We start from the raw sequence: 16,956 nt of genomic DNA on the forward strand, positions 1-16,956 counted from the left end.
GTCAGCAAGAGACGACGGACGGCTCCTTACGTGTGCGGGGTGGGGGTGGTGGGTGGTGGGTCAGCGGCGGGCGAAGACGAGCTGCGGGCCGGCGCGGGTGACATGGATGCCCGGAAGATCAACCCCGTGTTGCCCGTGCCAGTCGGTCACGAGCCGCAGGGCGCCGAGCGTCTGGGTGCGGCTGAGGCTCACCCCGAACTCGCTCGCGACGACGAACCGAACGATGCGCTGCGCCAGCGCGGGCGGGTTCGAGGCGAGCCCGTGCACATCGACCGCGATGCCGGCCTCGGCGTGCTCGACGATCTCAGCCGCCCATTCGGCGGCCAGGGCATCCAGAGCCTCATCGTCTTCCCGCAACTGCTCGGCCGTGCGCGCGAGAGCCTCGCTGATGCCCGGTCCGAGCTCGCTCTCGAGCAACGGAAGCACGCTCTGCCGCACCCGCACCCTGCTGTACGCCAGGTCGAGGTTCTGGGGGTCGTGCCAGGGCGTGAGTCCGGCATCCGTCACCGATTGGTGCACCGTCTGCCTCCGGATGCCCAGCAGCGGCCGCACGAAGACGCCGTTCACAGCGGCCATGCCCGACAAGCTCGACGGGCCGGAGCCGCGCGCGAGGCCGAGCAGCACGGTCTCCGCCTGGTCGTCGAGGGTGTGGCCGAGGAGGATGCGGCTCGCGCCGGTCGCGGCGCGCGCCTCCTCGAGAGCCGAGTAGCGCGCGGCACGGGCGGCGGCTTCCGGACCGTCAGGACTCTCGGAGTCGACCCGCACGCGGATCACGGTCACGGGGTCGAGGCCGAGCGAGCGCGCCTGCGCGGCGGCGGACTCCGCGACGGCAGCAGACCCGTCTTGCAGGTCATGGTCGACAACGACGGCGCCAGCGCGGAACCCAGCGCGCGGCGCCTGGAACGCGATCGCGATGGCGAGGGCGACGGAGTCCGGGCCGCCGCTGAGGGCGACGAGTACGAGCGGCGCGGTCGAGTCGGCATCCGGAGCCGGCAGTGGCGCAATCGCCTCGGGCAGCGCCGTGAGCGTCTCGCGCACCGCCCTTCGCACATCGGCCATCGCCGGGGTGAGGCGCGGGCGACGAGCGGCAGGGTGCATCCAGTAACGTTATTGCAGTTTCGCCACCACGCACGCGCCTCCTCATGGGGCGAGAGAAGGAGCAGCCGCCATGGCAAGTTACGATGCCGTCATCGAGATCCCCAAGGGGAGCCGCAACAAGTACGAGGTCGACCACGTGACCGGCCGCGTCTACCTCGACCGCGTGCTCTTTACAAGTTTCGTCTACCCGACCGACTACGGGTTCTTCGAGAACACCCTCGGGCTCGACGGCGACCCGGTCGACGTGCTGGTGCTGCTCGAGTACCCGGTCTACCCGGGTGTGGGCGTCAAGGTGCGCCCGGTCGGGGTCTTCAACATGTCCGACGAGGCCGGTATCGACTCGAAGGTGATCGCCGTTCCCGCGAAGGATCCACGCTGGGCCCACATCACCGACGTCGACTCGATCCCCGCCCAGCTGCGCAGCGAGATCGAGCACTTCTTCGAGCACTACAAAGACCTCGAGCCCGGCAAATGGGTCAAGACCGAGGGCTGGGGTTCGGCGGAAGACGCCGAGCAGATCATCCAGAACGGCCTCACGAAGCTCGCCGAAGAGGGCGCACACTAGGTTCTCTGCGACGAGGGGGCGGCGGGCATCGGATGCTCGCCGCCCCCCTTCTGCGTCTCCAGCAGGAGGGACTTCCCGTCCCATTTCTGAGATAAATTCGGTTGTGATTTCCGGACAGATCGCTTAAAATCGACACATGCTCATTAACTCTCGACTCGTTCTGGTCGCTGCCGTGTCGGCGGTCCTTCTCAGTGGCTGCTCCTCTGCCGGTTCCGGCGCTGCCTCCTCGACGACGTCGCCGACATCCGGCACCTCGGCAGATGCGCACCAGTCCGATGTGTTCAGCCTCGAGGTCGGAGACTGCCTCAACAAGGCAGCCAGCGACACTGTCGGCGAGGTTCCCACGGTCGACTGCTCAGCCCCGCACGAATTCGAGGTCTTCGCCGAATACACCCTCGCCGACAGCACCTACGACGAGGCCGCCATCGGGCAGAAGGCCGACGACGAGTGCACCTCGCGGTTCGCCGACTTCATCGGGGTCGCCTATGACGATTCGTCACTCATCGAGATCAGCTACAAGCCGACCGAGAAGTCCTGGGCGATCGGTGACCGACTGATCACGTGCACGGTCGGCGAAGACGGTGGCGTGAAGACGGTCGGAACGCTCAAGGGCGCGATGCGCTGAGGTGCCCGCGGGAGCGGCGGGCGCGACCGGGAGCAGCGGGCGCGCCCGAGAGCGGCTAGAAGCCGGTGCCGTACTGCGCCAGCACCTGGCGGGGGTTCTCCGCCGTGCCGTTCAGGCGGGTCTCGAAGTGCACGTGGCATCCGGTGGACGCACCCGTCGTACCCGCCTTCGCGATGAGCTGGCCCTCGGCGACGGCCCAGCCCGAGCGCACCACGAGCGGCGTGTTGTGGCCGTAGACCGTGGTGCGACCGCCACCGTGGTTGATCGTGACCGCGTTTCCGAGCCCGCCGTTCGACCCCGCGAACGTCACAGTTCCGGCCGAGGCCGCATAGACGTTCGCGCCGCAGGTGCCGCCAGGGCTCACGAGGTCGATGCCGGCGTGCAGTCGCCAGACCGCATCGATCGGGTGGAAACGGTTGCCGAACTCGCTCGACACTCTCGCGTTCGGGAGCGGGTTGCTCCAGCCCTGCCCGCCGGGGCCGCTCACGATGGGGGCGGGAGATCCGCCCGGGCTTCCGCCCCCGCCGCCGCTGCCCCCACTGCCACCCCGCGCCGCCCGTTCACGCTCAGCCGCGGCCCTCGCCTCGCGCTCTGCCCTGGCCTGCTCCTCCGCGATGCGGGCCCGCTCGACCACACCGGCCTGGTAGTCAGCCTCTGTCGCTGCCCTGTTGGACACCAGCACGTCGAGCTGCACCGCCAATTCCACCCGGCGGCTCTGCTCTTCGGCGAGCATCGTCTCGACGGCCGCCTGCGCAGCCGCAGCCTCGGCGAGCGCCTGCTCGGCAGCCACCCTGAGCACGTCGAGCGCGGATTTCGCCATAGCCGCCTGGCTGGCGAGAGCCGCTGCACTGTTGCGGCTCTGCGCCGCGAGTTCGTAGATCTGCGAGGTCTGCTCGGTGAGTTTGCTGAGGGCTCCGAGCTGGTAGAGCAGAGCATCCACATCGCCGCCGCCGGAGCTCCCGAGCAGGGCAACCGACAGGTCTGACCCGCCGGAGCGCGCCAATTGTGCCGCCAGGGCCCCCGCTCGCTGACTGGATGCCTGCGCCTCCGCCGTTGCCTCCCCTGCCTTGCCCTCGAGCTCGTCACTCCGCCGCATACCCTCGTCGAACGCGATCTGAGCGGTCTCATACTCGGCCCCGCGCTGCTCAGAGAGAGCCTGCGCCGCGACCGTCTCGGCCTCGAGCCCGGCGATCAGGCCCCGGATGCGTGTGATCTCACCCTGCTTCGACGCCTCGTTCGAGCGGGCTGCGAGAACGTCCTCCCAGCTCGGGTAGTCCACGGCGCGGGCGGACTCCGACGCGAGCCCGTCACCGAGAACCAACGCAAAAGCGACAGCGGCCGCCTGCACGAGCGCGCGGAACGGACGGCGCGGGCGTGTTTCGGCGCGACTTTTCGTAAGCGAAGAGGCGGGATGATCGGTCACGAGCTCGTCCTGTCGGGTGAGGTGGCGGCGGGCTTCCGTCGACCACCGGGGCTTTCGGCCACAATAATCTGGCCTGCTGGGAGCCTCCACCCCCACGCCGAGCGTCCCCACATGCACAGATCACGCCCAGCCCGGCACGCGCGGACATTCGCCCAGCCACCCTGCCCTGCCGGCCTCGCCCGGCAAACGATTGGCGAGGAGGGCCTCGCGTGTGGCATACTCGTTGAGTTGTCAAAACGGCCCCATCGTTTAGCGGCCTAGGACGCTGCCCTTTCACGGCAGTAGCACGGGTTCGAATCCCGTTGGGGTCACTGCTAGCTAACGATGTGATTTGCTTCGGCAAATCGGGTCAGCCAGCAGCAGGAAATCGGAACGCCACAATTCAGGTATAGTTGGGGCGGTTCACAATTTCACACGTTTGGCCCTGTAGCGCAGTTGGTTAGCGCGCCGCCCTGTCACGGCGGAGGTCGCCGGTTCAAGTCCGGTCAGGGTCGCAAAGGTTCGAATGCCCTTCCCTCGGGAAGGGTTTTTCGGCCTCTGGAGGGGTTCACCTCTTCGGCTCTGTAGCTCAGTTGGTAGAGCGTTCGACTGAAAATCGAAAGGTCACCGGATCGATGCCGGTCGGAGCCACTGCCTCGCCTTGCGGCTTCTACGCAGGGTGAGGCTTTTTCTTTGCCCCCGGCAGCCGTTCCATGCTGCGGCCGGGCGATCGGGCCAGGCGGGCGGATCGGGTCAAGCGGGCGATCGGGCTAGGCGGGCGGATCGGGTCAAGCGGGCGAAAACGTTCAGGCGGGCGCGAAGCGGCGCGCCGAGCGCTCCTTCGCCTTGGCCGCCTCGACGTCGCGGTCCTTCGGCGGGGCCACGCTCACCAGGTCTTCGAGCAGGTGCCCGGTGATGTGCGCGATCTCTGCGACGGCGCGGTCGAACGCCTCCGCGTTGGCCTTCGAGGGCTTCGTTGTTCCGCTGATCTTCCGCACGTACTGCAGCGCTGCGGCATGCACTTCGTCGCCGGTCGCGGCCGGCTCGAAGTTGTGGAGAGTGTGGATGTTGCGGCACATGTGAACCTCCGGGAGTCGGATGATCGCGATCAGGTTGTGAACAGCGTACACATCGCTTTCGGCCTGATCAAGGGCGCCGCCGACCCCGTGCTGTTCACCAGGGCGCGGTTGCGGCGCCCGGGCTTCCGGCACGAGGATCGGGGCATGGGGCGACCAGCATCGGCACAGCCAGGCGGAACCGGAGACGGGAGCAGCGCCGAAGCGCGAGGCGGAGGCAGCGTGCGGACGAGCCCCGCTGCACGGATGCTCGCACGGAGGCCGCTCGCGACACTGTCCGTTCTGCTGCTGGGCCGCGGGGGCGCTGCAGGCGGTCGCCGCGACGATCAGGTGGGCACCGTGCATCCGGGATCTCGGCACTCTCGACTGCGCGCAGATCCAGAACCACACATTCGACTACAAGATCGTGAGCCAACCGTTCGAGGCGATCCCCGTCGCCGTTCCGCTGGCCGGAATCTCGTCGCTGCTCCTGGTGGTCTTCTGGCTCGTCGCAGCGCGGTCGCTTCCCGTGCCGGGGAGCCGGAGCGCATCCGTGGCCCGGATCTTCTGCGTCGGGGCCGCGGCCGCCATCGCTCTCGTGGGCGGAAGCCAGCTGATCGCTGCCGCGAGCGGAAGCGTCCTCGGGGTCGTCGGCCCGACGGTGGGCCTCGCGGTCTGGTTCGTCGCAACTGTGCTGCCGATCACGGCGTCAGCACTGCTCATCGCCGTGTCGGCGGGAGTGCGTGCTCGCATCGTCTGGAGCGTGCTGCTGCTGGCGACGCTCGGCGGCGACGAGCTTGCCGAATACGTGTTGCTGGAGCCGATCGACTCCTCCTACGACTCACCGCCCGGAATCGGCTACCCGGGTGCAGCGGGCCTCCTGCTCGCGGGGATCGCCTTCGCCGTCGCCGCGTTCACGGCCGGTCGCCGCCGCACTGCCGCACCCGGGGGTTCTGACCCGGCATCCGGCCCACCCCGCCCGGCTCAGAGCCTCAGCAACCCGTTCTCGTAGGCGAAGACGACGATCTGCACGCGGCTCTGCAGGGCGAGCTTCGACAGGATACTGCGGATGTGCGTCTTGGCCGTCGTCTCGCTGATGAACGCCGACGCCGCGATGTCACCGTTGCTGAGGCCGGTGGCGGCGAGCAGGAAGATCTCCTGTTCGCGCGGTGTGAGGGGTGCCAGGGCGTCCGACGGGGCGGGGCCGGGCGCGTGTTGGCGGCCCGGCCCGGACGGCGGCGCAGCCCCGAACTCCCGCACGAGCGCGAGCGTCGCGGCGGGCGAGGCCACGGCATTCCCCGCATGGACGGTGCGGATGGTCTCCAGCACCGACTCCGGCGACGCATCCTTGGTGAGGAATGCGCTCGCCCCGTGCTTCATCGCCTCGAATACCGCCTCCTCCCGCTGGAACGTGGTCAACACGATGACGCGAGGTGCGACCCCATCCGAAGCGCCGCCCGGCCCCTGCGTGATGCGGTGGGTCGCCTCGATGCCGCCCATCACGGGCATCCGGATGTCCATCAGCACCACATCGGGACGGAACTCCTCGACCAGCCGCACGGCTTCCGCACCGTCGCCGGCCGAGCCGACGAGTTCGAGGTCGGGCTGGGATTCGATGAGCATCCGGATGCCGTAGACGAACAGTCGCTGGTCGTCGACGACCAGGACGCGGATCGGGCTCACGCGGCCTCCTCCCCCGGCGCCTGCGACGCCTGTGACGCGGCGGGGATGTAAGCGGTCACGATGTAGGCGGTATCCTCGCCACCCGCACCGTCGCCCGGGCCGGCCGTGAGCCAGCCGCCTGCGAGCCGGGCCCGATCCGTCATTCCCCGCAGCCCGAACCCCGGTCGGGCATCCGGTGCCCCACCCGCCGACCGGGCAGACGCCCCAGCCGCCGACCCGGGCGGCACTCCGTCGCCGGTGCTCATGATGGCGAGCGCGAGCCCGGGGCCCTCCCAGGTGAGGGTGACCACGGCCGCCGGATGCGCGCCGCTGTGCCTCAGCGCGTTCGTGAGACTCTCCTGCACGATGCGGTAGACGGCCAGCTCCTGGCTGGGGGTGAGCGGGCGCGGGGCCCCGAACGCCTGCACCTCCACGGGCATGCCTGCCGCCGCGAGCCGGGAGGTGAGCGCGGGCAGATCCTCGAGGCCGGGCTGCGGGCGATCGGGCGTCTCGTCGCGGAGACCCTCGATCAGCCCGCGCAGGTCACCGAGGGCGGTGCGCGCGGTGTCGGCGATCTCCCGCAGAGCGAGGTCGGTCGTCTCGGGCTTCGTTTCCCGCAGGAAGCGCGACCCGTCGGCCACGGCGACCACGACAGCGAGCGAGTGGGCGAGCACGTCGTGCACCTCCTGCGCGATGCGCGCACGCTCCTTGACACCCTGCAGTTCGAAGGCCGCCAGGGTCAGTTCGGCCTCTGCCTCGTCGAGGAGCTTGCGGTCGTCACGGCGGCGGGCGCTCACCGTCATCGCGAAGCCGGCGGTCCAGGCTGCGGCACAGAACACCGCGCCCACCACGGCGAGCGTGATCGCATAGCGCAGGTATTCGCCCGGAGACGACAGCAGCCCTCCCCCTGCCCAGCCCAGCCAGTCGCCGCTGAAGACCAGCAGGAAGCCGACGAGCACAGCCTGCAGCACCACGACGAGCAGCCCGGCCCAGCGCACGCGCGGGGAGGCGTGGGCCGCGACCACGAAGGCGACGAGGATGCTCGCCCCGGCGATCTGCCAGGTCGTCGACTGCGGCCGTTCGAGCAGTCCGGCGGCCTGGGCAAGCGGCACCACGAGCAGGATCCCGAGCGCGATGCGGGGAAACTCCCGTGCGATGCCGATGGCGACGGCGTACGCGGCGAGGGCGAGGTAGAACGAGACGGCGTGGATGCGGCCCGCTTCGGCCATGATCCAGAGCACCAGGAACACGACCGCGATCGCGGGGAGGATGGCGGGGCGGAGGAGCTTGAGCAGGGCGGGCATGTCTTCACGCTAGGGGTCCACGCGCCCCGCACCCAGCGTCGCGGCCGGATCTCATCCCCCCGGACGATCCCCCGCGCCGCCCGCGAGCCAGAAGCGCGCCCGTTTGGGTCATCCGCGCGTGCGCGCGCAGGGGCGGGTGACCCAAATAGGCGCGGAACGAGAACGGCGGGCGGGGCGGGGGGAGGGGCGAGGGGCGGGGGGCGCGCGTCAGCGCGCCAGCACCGCGACGGCCACCACCGCCATCCAGAGCAGGATGGCGGCGTAGAGCAGCCGCTCGGCCAGCCCGAACACGGGACGCGCGGCCGGCGCGACGACGGCGGCGACCACGAAGGCCGCGAGCACCGCCATCGCCCACGCGAGCGCGCCGGAGTGGCCAGCGATCGGTCCGAAGACGGGATCCCCCGCGAAGGAGGCGCTGAACAGGAACGCCGCTGCCGTCGCCGACGCGAAGAAGAGAGTCGCCAGCACGGTGTGCGCGCGGCCCGTTCCTGTGCGCGGGGCCCCGGGCCGATCCATCGGCGCCCAGCTGATGACGAGGCGCGCTACGCCGAACAGCAGCAGGAAGAGGAACGCGGGGAGGTTCGGCACGGCCAGGTAGAAGGTGATGGCGACACCGAGGGCGATGGCTGCGACACCGAGCGCGATCGTGGCGACCCGGTAGCCGCCGCGGAGCGCCGAGATACCGTATTCGCCGACAGCCGCGGTGACCGGACTCAGCCCCGTTCGGCCGAGATGCAGGAAGACGAGCGCGGCGAGGGTGACCGCCACACCGACGAGGGCCACGATTGCAGCGAGGAACGCCATCGGTGCCCTCCCTCGACTCGCGGATGACCGTGGGGCCGTGCTCGGAACGAGCTGCTCATCCCCCGACCGGTCGCTTCACCCCGATTCTAGGGGCCGGGCACGTTCGAACGGGGTCGTCGCCACGCCGCAGCACCGCCGGCTGGCCGGAGGGTCAGGTCACCGAAGCGGCCCCCGGCACAGGCGCTGCTCGCGATTGCAGCCGGCAAGAACGTGCTCGTGAGAAGGCCTTCACGGTGGAATCAGCATCCGCCCGCCGCGTCTTCGCCGCCGCCCGCGAGGCCGGTGTGTTCGTGATGGATGCGCTGTGGACGGGGTTCACTCCGACGAATCTCGCCCTGCGGGAGCGCATCGCCCGGGGGTGATGTCGGCATCGTGCGGGCGATCACGACGGCGCACCACCAGCGGCTCGACCTGTCACCGACCGGACGGCACGGCGACCCGGCCCTCGCCGGTGGCGTGCTGCTCGACCTCGGGGTCTATGCGTTCGCGCTCGCGGTCGACGTGCTGGGAACTCCGCGCTCGGTCAGTGCTGCGGGGCGGGTGGATGCCGTGGGCGTCGATCTCGGGCTGCAGGTGCTTCTCGGCTACCCCGACGCGGTCGCCACACTCTCCTTCTCGATGGAGCACCCGGGCCCGAACGATGCGTCGATCATGGGCGACGAGGGCTGGATCCACCTCGACGCCCCGTACTTCGCGTGGACGCCCTTCCGGCTCCACGACGCCTCCCGCCCGACCCGGCTCGTCGAATCGCGGGAGCCATATGCCGCCAGCGGCATGAACGTTACGCGAGGTATGCAGTTCCAGGCACTGGATCTCGAGCGTGCGGGCGCGGCGGGCCTGACGAAATCGACGATGATGCCGAACGCGCACACCCTCGCCGTGCTCGAGGCGATGGACGCGGCCCGCGCCCAGCTCGGCTGAACCCAGTGGTCAGTCGACCCAGAGCACCACGCCGGTCTGGCCGTGAAGCACGGAGGCGACACCCGCGCGAAGGGCCCGTTCGCTGCGCTCCGGGGTGAACGTCGCCGCGTCATACTCGGAGGCCGCTCCGAGGCCGACACCGCGGAACGACGCGCCGGTCCAGTCGACGGCGGTCACGTTCTGCGTGGGCTCGGCGATCTCGGCTCCGACGATCAGGAAGTCCTGTTCGAGGTGGCTCGGCGTCACGACCGCGAGAGCATCGACGAGGTCATTGCCGGCGCTCACCACGAGGTCGGGCCTCATCTCCAACGCCTGCACGATTCCGCCGATGTGGTCGTCGCCGGCCGAGACGGTACGGAGTTCCACCTTCTCGGCAGTCGCCCAGGACTCGATGGCCGAGACGAGCGTGCGTGTGGGGTCGTCGTCGCCGGCGGTGACCAGCACGACCCGGAGGCCGGCTGACGGATGCACGTCGTCCCACGATCCCGCCTTCGGCTGCACCGTCGCCTCGGGGCTGGGGGAGGATTCGGGCAGGAACCCGGCCCCGACAGCTCCCACCAGAGTTGGTGCCGGATGCGGCTGTGCCCAGCTGTCGCCCGGGGCGCAGCCGGAGAGGAGCGCAGAACCGGCGCCCGCGAGGGCGAGGACAGTCAGCATTCGGGCGCGGAATCGCAAGGGGCATCCGTCTCGGATCGGGCCCGGCCGGGTCGGGCCAGGGGCATGGTCGCGTGCTTCCATATCCTGCGTCACGACGGTGACGCGGATGCGCCATCCGGCCCAGAGTTCCCCGTTCGTTGGCCGTCGGTCCTCACTCCGTTCACCGGTTCACGACAGCCTCCCTAGCTGACCCAAGGAGAACCATGTCCACCCGGATGCATCGCGCCCTTCTGGCGCTCCCGCTCGTCGCTCTGGCTTTCGCACCGGCGTTCGGTTCGGCCTCGTCTGCTTCCGCCCACGGATTCTCCTCCGTTGCATACATCGACGTCAGCTCGGCAGACCAGGGCGTCGTCCGAACCGAACTCCAGCTGGAATACGACCTGCTGGTGGTCTCCGCCGCCGATGCGGAGCACGACAACGACCTGTTCCTGACGGGCACGGATGCCTTCGAGAACGGCGACGAGACGACCCGCCCTGCCGTGCTCGCGAACCACGCGACATCCGTCGCCGACTACCTGGCCAGCCACCTCACCGTGACGGCCGGAGGCAAGACCTGCACCCCGACTCTCGCCGGCGACATCACGGAGACGCTCCAGCAGGGCGTTCCCTACGCGAAGATCATCGTCGACCAGGCCTGCGCCCCGACAAGCCAGGGGCACATCGTCACGAGCACCCTGTTCGGGGACTCGGAGGGCTATGTCACCGGCACCAAGACGATCCTCACCTACGAGATCGACGAACGCTCGGGCACCGCTGCGCTCGACGCGAACCAGCCCTCGTTCTCGACCGAGCAGGGCACCGCCGAGCGGTTCTGGGAGTTCTTCCGCCTCGGGGCCGAGCACCTGCTCTCCGGCATCGACCACATCCTCTTCCTCCTGGCCCTCATCGCCGGCTCCCGCAAGTTCCGGGAGGTGATCCTCGCCGCCACCACCTTCACCGTGGCGCACTCGGTGACGTTCATCCTCGCCGCCACCGGTGTCATCTCGGTCTCGGCCCGCATCATCGAACCGATCATCGCCCTCTCGATCGCGGTCGTCGCGTCGTGGTACCTGTGGCGGCTCTGGCGGCGGGGGGATGCCGCGAATGAGCTCGATTCGTCGAGCGGGCCGCTCGGGCTCGACCGGGCAGGATGGCTGCGCCTCGGGGTCGTGTTCCTGTTCGGACTGGTGCACGGGCTCGGGTTCGCCTCGGCCCTCGGCATCGACGAGCCCTGGTCGTGGACCCTGCTCTGGTCGTTGCTCGTCTTCAACCTCGGCATCGAGGCGGTGCAGGTCGCGATCATCGCTGCGCTGTTCCCGCTTCTCGCACTGCTGCGTCGCCGCCGGCCCCGGATCGGGTTGTGGGCGACAGGTGCCCTCGCCGTGGCGGTTTCTGTGTTCGGGCTCATCTGGTTCGTCGAACGCCTCGTGGACCTGTGAGAAAGCCACACCGTTCATGTGAATCGGCTCAGAACATTTGCACTCGATCAACTACCCCAGCGACATCCGTTCAACCGCCGTTCACTCCGCGCCGAGAGCGTGAAGCAGTCAACCTGTTCCTTTCACGGGAACCCCAAGAGAACGGAAGACTCATGTCCTCCCCCACAGCATTCACAGCAGGGCGGCGGCGCACCCGCTACCGCGCCGCCGTGATCCTGACCGCCGCAGCCCTCGTGGGCTGCGTCTCGGTCGGCAGCGGCTTCGCTGCCCCCTCCGCATCGGCGGCCGAGACCGCGAACCTCACCGGGGTCATCCTCGGAGTCGGCGCGAGCGAATCGCAGCGCATCGTGTCCTGGTACTCCTCGGCCGACACCAGCCAGCAGGTGCAGCTCGCACCGACCTCGGCGATCGTCGCGGGTGCGTTCCCGGCCGGCGCCCAGACGTTCGCAGCCATCGGCGCGGCGAACATCGCGACCAGCGGCGGCTACAACCGCCACGCCACCATCACCGGGCTCAGCGAGAACACGACGTACTCGTACCGGGTCGGCTCGGAAGGCAACTGGTCTGCGGCCTACAGCTTCAAGACGCAGAGCTTCGACGGCAACTACGACTTCCTGTTCCTCGGCGATCCGCAGATCGGTTCGTCGGGCAACGTGGCGAAGGATGGCGCTGGCTGGGCCGACACGCTCGCCGTCGCCACTGCCGCCAACCCGAACGCCGAACTGCTCGTCTCGGGCGGCGACCAAGTCGAGACCGCGAACACCGAGGCGCAGTGGGACTCGTTCCTCGCGCCCGACCAGCTGCGCCAGGTTCCCTACGCAGCGACGATCGGAAACCACGACGTCGGCGGCAAGGCCTACGAGCAGCACCTCTCCACCCCGAACACCGACCGGTCAGCCGCCTACTATTCCAACGGCAACCCCGCGTCGGCCACCTCGGGCGGCGACTACTGGTACATCTACAAGGATGTTCTGTTCATCGACCTGAACAGCAACAGCTACTCGACCGCACAGGGTGGTGGCGGAGACGCCGCGCACGTCGGCTACGTCACCGACGTGGTCACCCAGCACGGCGCAGAGGCGAAGTACACGGTTCTCGTGTACCACCACTCGATCTACTCCGCGGCCGACCACGCGAAGGACAGCGATGCCAAGGTGCGCCGCGTCGACTTCCCGACGACGTTCTCCAACCTCGGCGTCGACCTCGTTCTGCAGGGACACGACCACGTGTACACCCGCAGCTACGAGATCAAGAACGGCATCAAGGCGAACCCGGCGGAACAGCCCGGCGCGAACGATGTGTTCCCCGGCCCCGGCGGCGTCATCTACGTGACGGCGAACAGCGCCTCCGGCTCGAAGTACTACGACATCACGGCTCCCGACAACTCCGGCACCACGGGTGCCGGCAACGGCGCCGACCCGCTGAACCCGTCGAACTACTGGTACAACTCCTCCGAGAACCAGGAGCACGTGCGCTCGTACGTCAAGGTGCAGGTGCAGGCCGATCAGCTCGTCGTGCAGAACGTGCGCTCCGGCACGTGCGCCGCGCCGAACGCTGCTGTCGAGCTCGGCAAGGTCGCGTGGTGTGGACCGAACAGCGGTGCGACCGCAGCGCAGCCCGTCGGTTCCGTCACCGACTCGGTCACGATCCACGCGAACCACGGTAGCGGCGAAGACATCCAGGTGACAGTTCCGACCGCCGCCCCGGGTGAATTCGGCTGGACGATCGACGGCGGCAACCGCCTCGTCGACCTCGGCACCGCGACCGAGGTGAACGGCCAGTACTTCCAGGCCGCCGGCTCGATCAACCCGATCGTCGTCTCTGACACCCGTCACACGCAGTCCCCGTGGTCGATCTCCGCATCGGTCGGCGACTTCCGCGACGGCACCGCCACCTTTTCGGGCAAGAACCTCGGCTGGACGCCGAAGATCGTCACCGCCGGGGCGGGTGCGACCGCTGGAGTCGCCATCCAGTCCGGCTACGACGGTGGCGACGGCCTCTCGGTCTCCCGCGGCCTCGGCTCGGCGACCCAGGGCCACGCCCGCGGAACCGCTTCGCTCGGCGCAGACCTCGACCTGAAGATCCCGGGCTCCGTCGACAAGGGAAGCTACCGCGCGACCCTGACGCTGACCGCGCTCAGCAGCTAGGCAGCAGCACCTGAACGGCCCCGGTGGGGTGTGCGCCTGTCGGCATGCACCCCACCGGGCATTCGCTCTTAACCCCCCAAGGACATCATGAACGTGCACAGATCAGCCCGCTCCCTCCTCTCCACAGTGGCGGTCGCGGTGGCGGTCGCCACCCTCTCCCTCATCGGCGTCATCGGGATGCCCGCCGGGGTCGCCCACGCCGAGGGGGATGATGTGACGTGGACCGTGCGCACGGCATCCAACCAGTACGGCGCAGAGCGCACCGGCTACAACTACGCGATCACCCCCGGCGCCTCGGTCGACGATGCCCTGGTCGTGGCGAACCACGGTGACACCGCCGTGGTTCTCGGAGTGTACGCCGCCGACGGGTACACCACCGAGAGCGGGCAGTTCGACCTCGTCGTGGCCGGAACGCAGTCCGTCGGCGTGGGTGCCTGGGTCGCGAGCGGCACCGACCACATCACCGTCGCGCCGGGCGAGACCACCGAGTTCCCCTTCACCCTCGCGGTGCCCGCCAATGCGACCCCCGGCGACTACTCCGGCGGTATCGTCACCTCGCTCACGCAGCCCGGCACCGAGAACGGCATCACCGTCGACCGCCGGCTCGGCATCAAGATCACCCTGCGCGTGGGCGGCGACCTCGCCCCCGCCCTCGCCGTGGAGAACATGCACGTCGACTGGAACGGCGGCCTCAACCCGTTCGCCGGCGGCGACGCGACGATCGGTTACACGCTCCACAACGCGGGCAACGCGGTTCTCTCGGCCCAGCAGTCGGCCTCGGTGGCCGGCCCGTTCGGCTGGTTCGGCGCGTCCGCTGGGACTCTGGATGCTCCCCCGCAGCTGCTCCCCGGCGAAAGCTGGAACGTGTCGGTGCCGGTGCGGGACGTCCCCGCATCGTTCTGGCTGGGCGCGTCGGCGAGCGTGGTACCCGTGGTGATCGACGCGTCGGGTTCGACGACCGACCTCGACCCGGTGACCGCGTCGGCGTCGGGTTGGGCGGTGCCGTGGATGCTGCTGGTGGTCGTGCTCGTGCTCGCCGCGCTGATCGTGCTGGGTGTGCGCCTCCGCCGCCGCCGTGCGGCGTCGCGCCTCGCCGCGGAGGACGCGCGCGTGCAGGCCGCGGTCGCCTCGGCGCTCGAGTCGTCGCGCGAGGGCGCCGCGCTGTAGCGCGCCCCGTCCCCGCACGCGCCCCGCCCTCGCGCGCCGTCGAATCGATTCGAGAGGACGCAAACTGCTCTGAATCCCCGCGATTCGAGCACTTTGCGTCCTCTCGTCGGCCGCCCGGTGGGAGCCGGGACGGCGGGGTGGCGTGAGGGCTGCGGGCGGCATGGGAGCAGGATCCGCGGGGGCGGGGGCGGGGGCGGGCGGGCGGGTCAGCCCCGGTCGGCCCGAGGCAGCTCGAAGGCGGCGAGCCAGCCGGCGAGCAGCACCTCGAGCGCAGGGCGGTCGGCCGCCGGCACGAGGTCGACGAGCCGGCGCTCGTTCGCCATGTGCTCCGTGAACGCCGCGTCGATCACCTCACGCCCGCGGGCGGTCAGCGCCACCACGCGCCGCCGCCCGTCACCCTCCGCCACACGGCGCACCACGAGGCCCCCGGCCACGAGCCGGTCGAGGCGTTTCGTCATCGCCCCGGTCGTCACCATCGTGTGTTCGGCGAGCTCGCCGGGTGCCCGTTCGAACGGCTCACCCGCACGCCGCAGAGCTGCGAGCACGTCGAACTCGCCCTCCCCCAGACCGTGCCGCTCGTAGACGACGGTCAGCTCAGCCGTGAGGTGCGCTGCGAGCCGGTGCAGCCGGCCGATCACCCCCTGCGGTGACACGTCGAGGTCGGGGCGCTCGCGCCGCCATTCCGCCTGGATGCCTGAAACCCGATCCATGTTCACACTCGACTATAACTTCCGGGGAAGCTATAGTCACTTCCATGGAAGATACCGGCCTTCGGATGACCTCCCGCCCCGTCGCCTGGCGGTGGTTGCTCATCACCGCCATCGCGCCGATCGCGTGGGGCTCTAACTACTACGTGACGCGCCAGTTCCTGCCGCTCGATCATCCGCTCTGGGGCGCTGTGCTTCGTGCCCTGCCCGCCGGAGCGCTGCTGCTCGCGCTGGCCCGAGCCCGTCCGCACGGATCGTGGTGGTGGAAGTCGGTCGTGCTCGGCGCGCTCAACGTGGGCGCATTCTTCGTGCTGGTCTACCGCGCGTCGCAGCTCCTGCCGTCGAGCATCGCGTCCACCGTCATGGCGACCTCCGCGGCGGTGCTCATGCTGGTGGCGTGGCCGCTGCTGCGGGACCGGCCGACCCTCTTCCCGCTGCTCGGCGCTCTGGTCGGGTTCGTCGGGGTCGGCACGATGCTGCTCGGCGGCACCGCAGGCGTCGAACTCGCCGGGGTGCTCGCGTCCCTCGCCGCGATGCTGCTGTCGTCATTCGGTTTCGTGCTCACGAAGAAGTGGGCTGTCGAACAGAAGACCCTGGCGGTCACCTCGTGGCAGTTGATCGCCGGCGGGCTGATGGTGCTGCCCTTCGCGCTGCTCGTCGAGGGGGCTCCACCTGTGATAGACGGCACCGCGGCCCTCGCCTTCGGCTACGTGAGCGTGGTCGCGACCGCGGTCGCCTTCGTCGCGTGGTTCACGGGGCTCCGCCACCTGCCGGCCGGCACCGTCGGCCTGGTGGGGCTGCTCAACCCGGTCACCGGCGTGCTGCTCGGCACCCTGCTGGCCGCCGAGCCCTTCGGCCCGCGCCAGGCGATCGGCACCGCGCTGGTCGTGGCCGGAGTACTGCTCGGCCAGCGCCGGAGGCGAGGGGCCCCGGCGGGGCGGGAGGCGCGCGGCGGGGGGCGGGTCAGCCCGCCGACACCGGCACCGCGAACGAGATCGTGACTCCGCCGACCGTCGCCGAGCCCGTGACGGTGCCGTAGGCAGCGACGATCACCAGCGGGAAGGCGTAGCCGTCGGTGATCGTGTACGACGCCAGCGTCGGGCTCGAGTAGCCCTCGCCATCCGGGTCGAACGACGCCGTGTTGGTGTCGTTCAGAGTGACCGTCAGCACTCCGCTCGCCAACGGTGCCCCGTTCTCGGAGACCGTGAAGACCAGCGGAACCGAGTCGCCGATGCCGGCGGCGATGGGGTCGGGCGGGGTGATCGTCGCTGCAGCGCCCGACGCGGCCAACGCTGGCACGCCCACAGCGAGGGCGATGACCGGCATGCTCCAGGCAGCCGCGCGCATCACCGCACGACGGCTGGGCGACCATCCGTTCGCGAGGTCATCAGGGTCGGTCGATGGCGCGTTGTGCATGATTTCTC

The 16,956-nt window shown here is 69.8% G+C and carries 18 protein-coding genes and 3 tRNA genes; 12 read left to right on the top strand and 9 right to left on the bottom strand.

Annotated features, from left to right (window positions below):
* Positions 1-60: 60 nt before the first annotated feature.
* A complete protein-coding gene (gene tilS / locus B7R22_RS15210) occupies positions 61-1,098 on the bottom strand; it encodes a tRNA lysidine(34) synthetase TilS (protein WP_116412549.1) in 1,038 nt (345 codons plus the stop codon).
* Between the two features lie 70 nt (positions 1,099-1,168).
* On the opposite strand from tilS, the gene B7R22_RS15215 reads away from it, so the two are divergent.
* Complete coding sequence (locus tag B7R22_RS15215; RefSeq protein ID WP_116412550.1) at positions 1,169-1,663, top strand: inorganic diphosphatase; 495 nt, start codon at positions 1,169-1,171, stop codon at positions 1,661-1,663.
* Between the two features lie 136 nt (positions 1,664-1,799).
* A complete protein-coding gene (locus B7R22_RS15220) occupies positions 1,800-2,288 on the top strand; it encodes a septum formation family protein (protein WP_116412551.1) in 489 nt (162 codons plus the stop codon).
* A gap of 55 nt (positions 2,289-2,343) precedes the next feature.
* On the opposite strand, the gene B7R22_RS15225 is transcribed toward B7R22_RS15220, so the two are convergent.
* A complete protein-coding gene (locus B7R22_RS15225; RefSeq protein WP_147305414.1) occupies positions 2,344-3,711 on the bottom strand; it encodes a peptidoglycan DD-metalloendopeptidase family protein in 1,368 nt (455 codons plus the stop codon).
* Between the two features lie 238 nt (positions 3,712-3,949).
* Between B7R22_RS15225 and B7R22_RS15230 the strand changes: the two genes are divergently transcribed.
* From B7R22_RS15230 to B7R22_RS15240, 3 genes are all read left to right on the top strand, one after another.
* Positions 3,950-4,022 (top strand) — tRNA-Glu (locus B7R22_RS15230).
* A gap of 109 nt (positions 4,023-4,131) precedes the next feature.
* Positions 4,132-4,205 (top strand) — tRNA-Asp (locus B7R22_RS15235).
* Between the two features lie 63 nt (positions 4,206-4,268).
* Positions 4,269-4,341: transfer RNA gene (locus B7R22_RS15240), tRNA-Phe, on the top strand.
* 155 nt (positions 4,342-4,496) lie between these two features.
* Here the strand turns inward: B7R22_RS15240 and B7R22_RS15245 are convergent.
* The gene (locus B7R22_RS15245) at positions 4,497-4,769 is read right to left on the bottom strand and encodes a DUF2277 domain-containing protein (RefSeq protein WP_116412663.1); all 273 of its coding nucleotides are present in this window, start codon (positions 4,767-4,769) and stop codon (positions 4,497-4,499) included.
* Positions 4,770-5,172: 403 nt separating this feature from the next.
* Here B7R22_RS15245 and B7R22_RS15250 point away from each other — a divergent pair, with 403 nt between their 5' ends.
* Entirely contained in the window at positions 5,173-5,757 is a 585-nt protein-coding gene (locus tag B7R22_RS15250; protein WP_116412553.1) for a hypothetical protein, read from the top strand.
* Here B7R22_RS15250 and B7R22_RS15255 read toward each other — a convergent pair.
* The 3 genes from B7R22_RS15255 to B7R22_RS15265 form a co-directional block, all read right to left on the bottom strand.
* The gene (locus tag B7R22_RS15255) at positions 5,730-6,428 is read right to left on the bottom strand and encodes a response regulator (protein ID WP_116412554.1); all 699 of its coding nucleotides are present in this window, start codon (positions 6,426-6,428) and stop codon (positions 5,730-5,732) included. The genes B7R22_RS15250 and B7R22_RS15255 overlap by 28 nt on opposite strands.
* On the bottom strand, positions 6,425-7,711 hold the full coding sequence (locus tag B7R22_RS15260) for a sensor histidine kinase (RefSeq protein ID WP_116412555.1): 1,287 nt from the start codon (positions 7,709-7,711) through the stop codon (positions 6,425-6,427). Before B7R22_RS15260 ends, B7R22_RS15255 begins: the two co-directional genes overlap by 4 nt.
* Positions 7,712-7,918: 207 nt before the next feature.
* A complete protein-coding gene (locus B7R22_RS15265; RefSeq protein ID WP_116412556.1) occupies positions 7,919-8,515 on the bottom strand; it encodes a DUF998 domain-containing protein in 597 nt (198 codons plus the stop codon).
* 233 nt (positions 8,516-8,748) lie between these two features.
* Here B7R22_RS15265 and B7R22_RS20120 point away from each other — a divergent pair, with 233 nt between their 5' ends.
* Together B7R22_RS20120 and B7R22_RS15270 are read left to right on the top strand one after the other, a co-directional pair.
* A complete protein-coding gene (locus B7R22_RS20120) occupies positions 8,749-8,877 on the top strand; it encodes a hypothetical protein (RefSeq protein ID WP_301182623.1) in 129 nt (42 codons plus the stop codon).
* Between the two features lie 10 nt (positions 8,878-8,887).
* Positions 8,888-9,436 (top strand): Gfo/Idh/MocA family protein, encoded by a 549-nt coding sequence (locus tag B7R22_RS15270; RefSeq protein WP_116412557.1) that lies wholly within the window; start codon positions 8,888-8,890, stop codon positions 9,434-9,436.
* 9 nt (positions 9,437-9,445) lie between these two features.
* Here B7R22_RS15270 and B7R22_RS15275 read toward each other — a convergent pair whose 3' ends face one another.
* On the bottom strand, positions 9,446-10,093 hold the full coding sequence (locus B7R22_RS15275; protein ID WP_116412558.1) for a hypothetical protein: 648 nt from the start codon (positions 10,091-10,093) through the stop codon (positions 9,446-9,448).
* A 203-nt stretch (positions 10,094-10,296) separates the two neighbouring features.
* On the opposite strand from B7R22_RS15275, the gene B7R22_RS15280 reads away from it, so the two are divergent.
* From B7R22_RS15280 to B7R22_RS15290, 3 genes are all read left to right on the top strand, one after another.
* The gene (locus tag B7R22_RS15280; RefSeq protein ID WP_116412559.1) at positions 10,297-11,511 is read left to right on the top strand and encodes a HupE/UreJ family protein; all 1,215 of its coding nucleotides are present in this window, start codon (positions 10,297-10,299) and stop codon (positions 11,509-11,511) included.
* A gap of 152 nt (positions 11,512-11,663) precedes the next feature.
* Complete coding sequence (locus tag B7R22_RS15285) at positions 11,664-13,658, top strand: purple acid phosphatase family protein (RefSeq protein ID WP_116412560.1); 1,995 nt, start codon at positions 11,664-11,666, stop codon at positions 13,656-13,658.
* Between the two features lie 87 nt (positions 13,659-13,745).
* Positions 13,746-14,825 (top strand): WxL protein peptidoglycan domain-containing protein, encoded by a 1,080-nt coding sequence (locus B7R22_RS15290; protein ID WP_116412561.1) that lies wholly within the window; start codon positions 13,746-13,748, stop codon positions 14,823-14,825.
* Between the two features lie 206 nt (positions 14,826-15,031).
* Here B7R22_RS15290 and B7R22_RS15295 read toward each other — a convergent pair whose 3' ends face one another.
* A complete protein-coding gene (locus B7R22_RS15295) occupies positions 15,032-15,535 on the bottom strand; it encodes a MarR family winged helix-turn-helix transcriptional regulator (protein ID WP_116412562.1) in 504 nt (167 codons plus the stop codon).
* A 44-nt stretch (positions 15,536-15,579) separates the two neighbouring features.
* Between B7R22_RS15295 and B7R22_RS15300 the strand changes: the two genes are divergently transcribed.
* Positions 15,580-16,533, top strand: a complete 954-nt coding sequence (locus B7R22_RS15300; RefSeq protein WP_253259112.1) for a DMT family transporter — start codon at positions 15,580-15,582, stop codon at positions 16,531-16,533.
* Here B7R22_RS15300 and B7R22_RS15305 read toward each other — a convergent pair.
* Positions 16,496-16,948 (bottom strand): hypothetical protein, encoded by a 453-nt coding sequence (locus tag B7R22_RS15305; RefSeq protein WP_116412564.1) that lies wholly within the window; start codon positions 16,946-16,948, stop codon positions 16,496-16,498. The two genes, B7R22_RS15300 and B7R22_RS15305, sit on opposite strands and share 38 nt — an antisense overlap.
* Between the last annotated feature and the right edge of the window lie 8 nt (positions 16,949-16,956).

Source organism: Subtercola boreus (assembly GCF_003399635.1).
Taxonomy (GTDB): Bacteria; Actinomycetota; Actinomycetes; order Actinomycetales; family Microbacteriaceae; genus Subtercola; species Subtercola boreus_B.

Excerpts from the sequence above, each read along its gene's own strand:
- B7R22_RS15245 (WP_116412663.1), bottom strand. The coding sequence starts at position 4,769 with ATGTGCCGCAACATCCACACTCTCCACAACTTCGAGCCGGCCGCGACC.
- B7R22_RS15305 (WP_116412564.1), bottom strand. The coding sequence starts at position 16,948 with ATGCACAACGCGCCATCGACCGACCCTGATGACCTCGCGAACGGATGG.
- B7R22_RS15260 (WP_116412555.1), bottom strand. The coding sequence starts at position 7,711 with ATGCCCGCCCTGCTCAAGCTCCTCCGCCCCGCCATCCTCCCCGCGATC.
- B7R22_RS15300 (WP_253259112.1), top strand. The coding sequence starts at position 15,580 with ATGGAAGATACCGGCCTTCGGATGACCTCCCGCCCCGTCGCCTGGCGG.
- B7R22_RS15275 (WP_116412558.1), bottom strand. The coding sequence starts at position 10,093 with ATGCTGACTGTCCTCGCCCTCGCGGGCGCCGGTTCTGCGCTCCTCTCC.
- B7R22_RS15290 (WP_116412561.1), top strand. The coding sequence starts at position 13,746 with ATGAACGTGCACAGATCAGCCCGCTCCCTCCTCTCCACAGTGGCGGTC.
- B7R22_RS15285 (WP_116412560.1), top strand. The coding sequence starts at position 11,664 with ATGTCCTCCCCCACAGCATTCACAGCAGGGCGGCGGCGCACCCGCTAC.
- B7R22_RS15295 (WP_116412562.1), bottom strand. The coding sequence starts at position 15,535 with ATGGATCGGGTTTCAGGCATCCAGGCGGAATGGCGGCGCGAGCGCCCC.
- B7R22_RS15280 (WP_116412559.1), top strand. The coding sequence starts at position 10,297 with ATGTCCACCCGGATGCATCGCGCCCTTCTGGCGCTCCCGCTCGTCGCT.
- B7R22_RS15220 (WP_116412551.1), top strand. The coding sequence starts at position 1,800 with ATGCTCATTAACTCTCGACTCGTTCTGGTCGCTGCCGTGTCGGCGGTC.
- B7R22_RS15265 (WP_116412556.1), bottom strand. The coding sequence starts at position 8,515 with ATGGCGTTCCTCGCTGCAATCGTGGCCCTCGTCGGTGTGGCGGTCACC.
- B7R22_RS15215 (WP_116412550.1), top strand. The coding sequence starts at position 1,169 with ATGGCAAGTTACGATGCCGTCATCGAGATCCCCAAGGGGAGCCGCAAC.
- tilS (WP_116412549.1), bottom strand. The coding sequence starts at position 1,098 with ATGCACCCTGCCGCTCGTCGCCCGCGCCTCACCCCGGCGATGGCCGAT.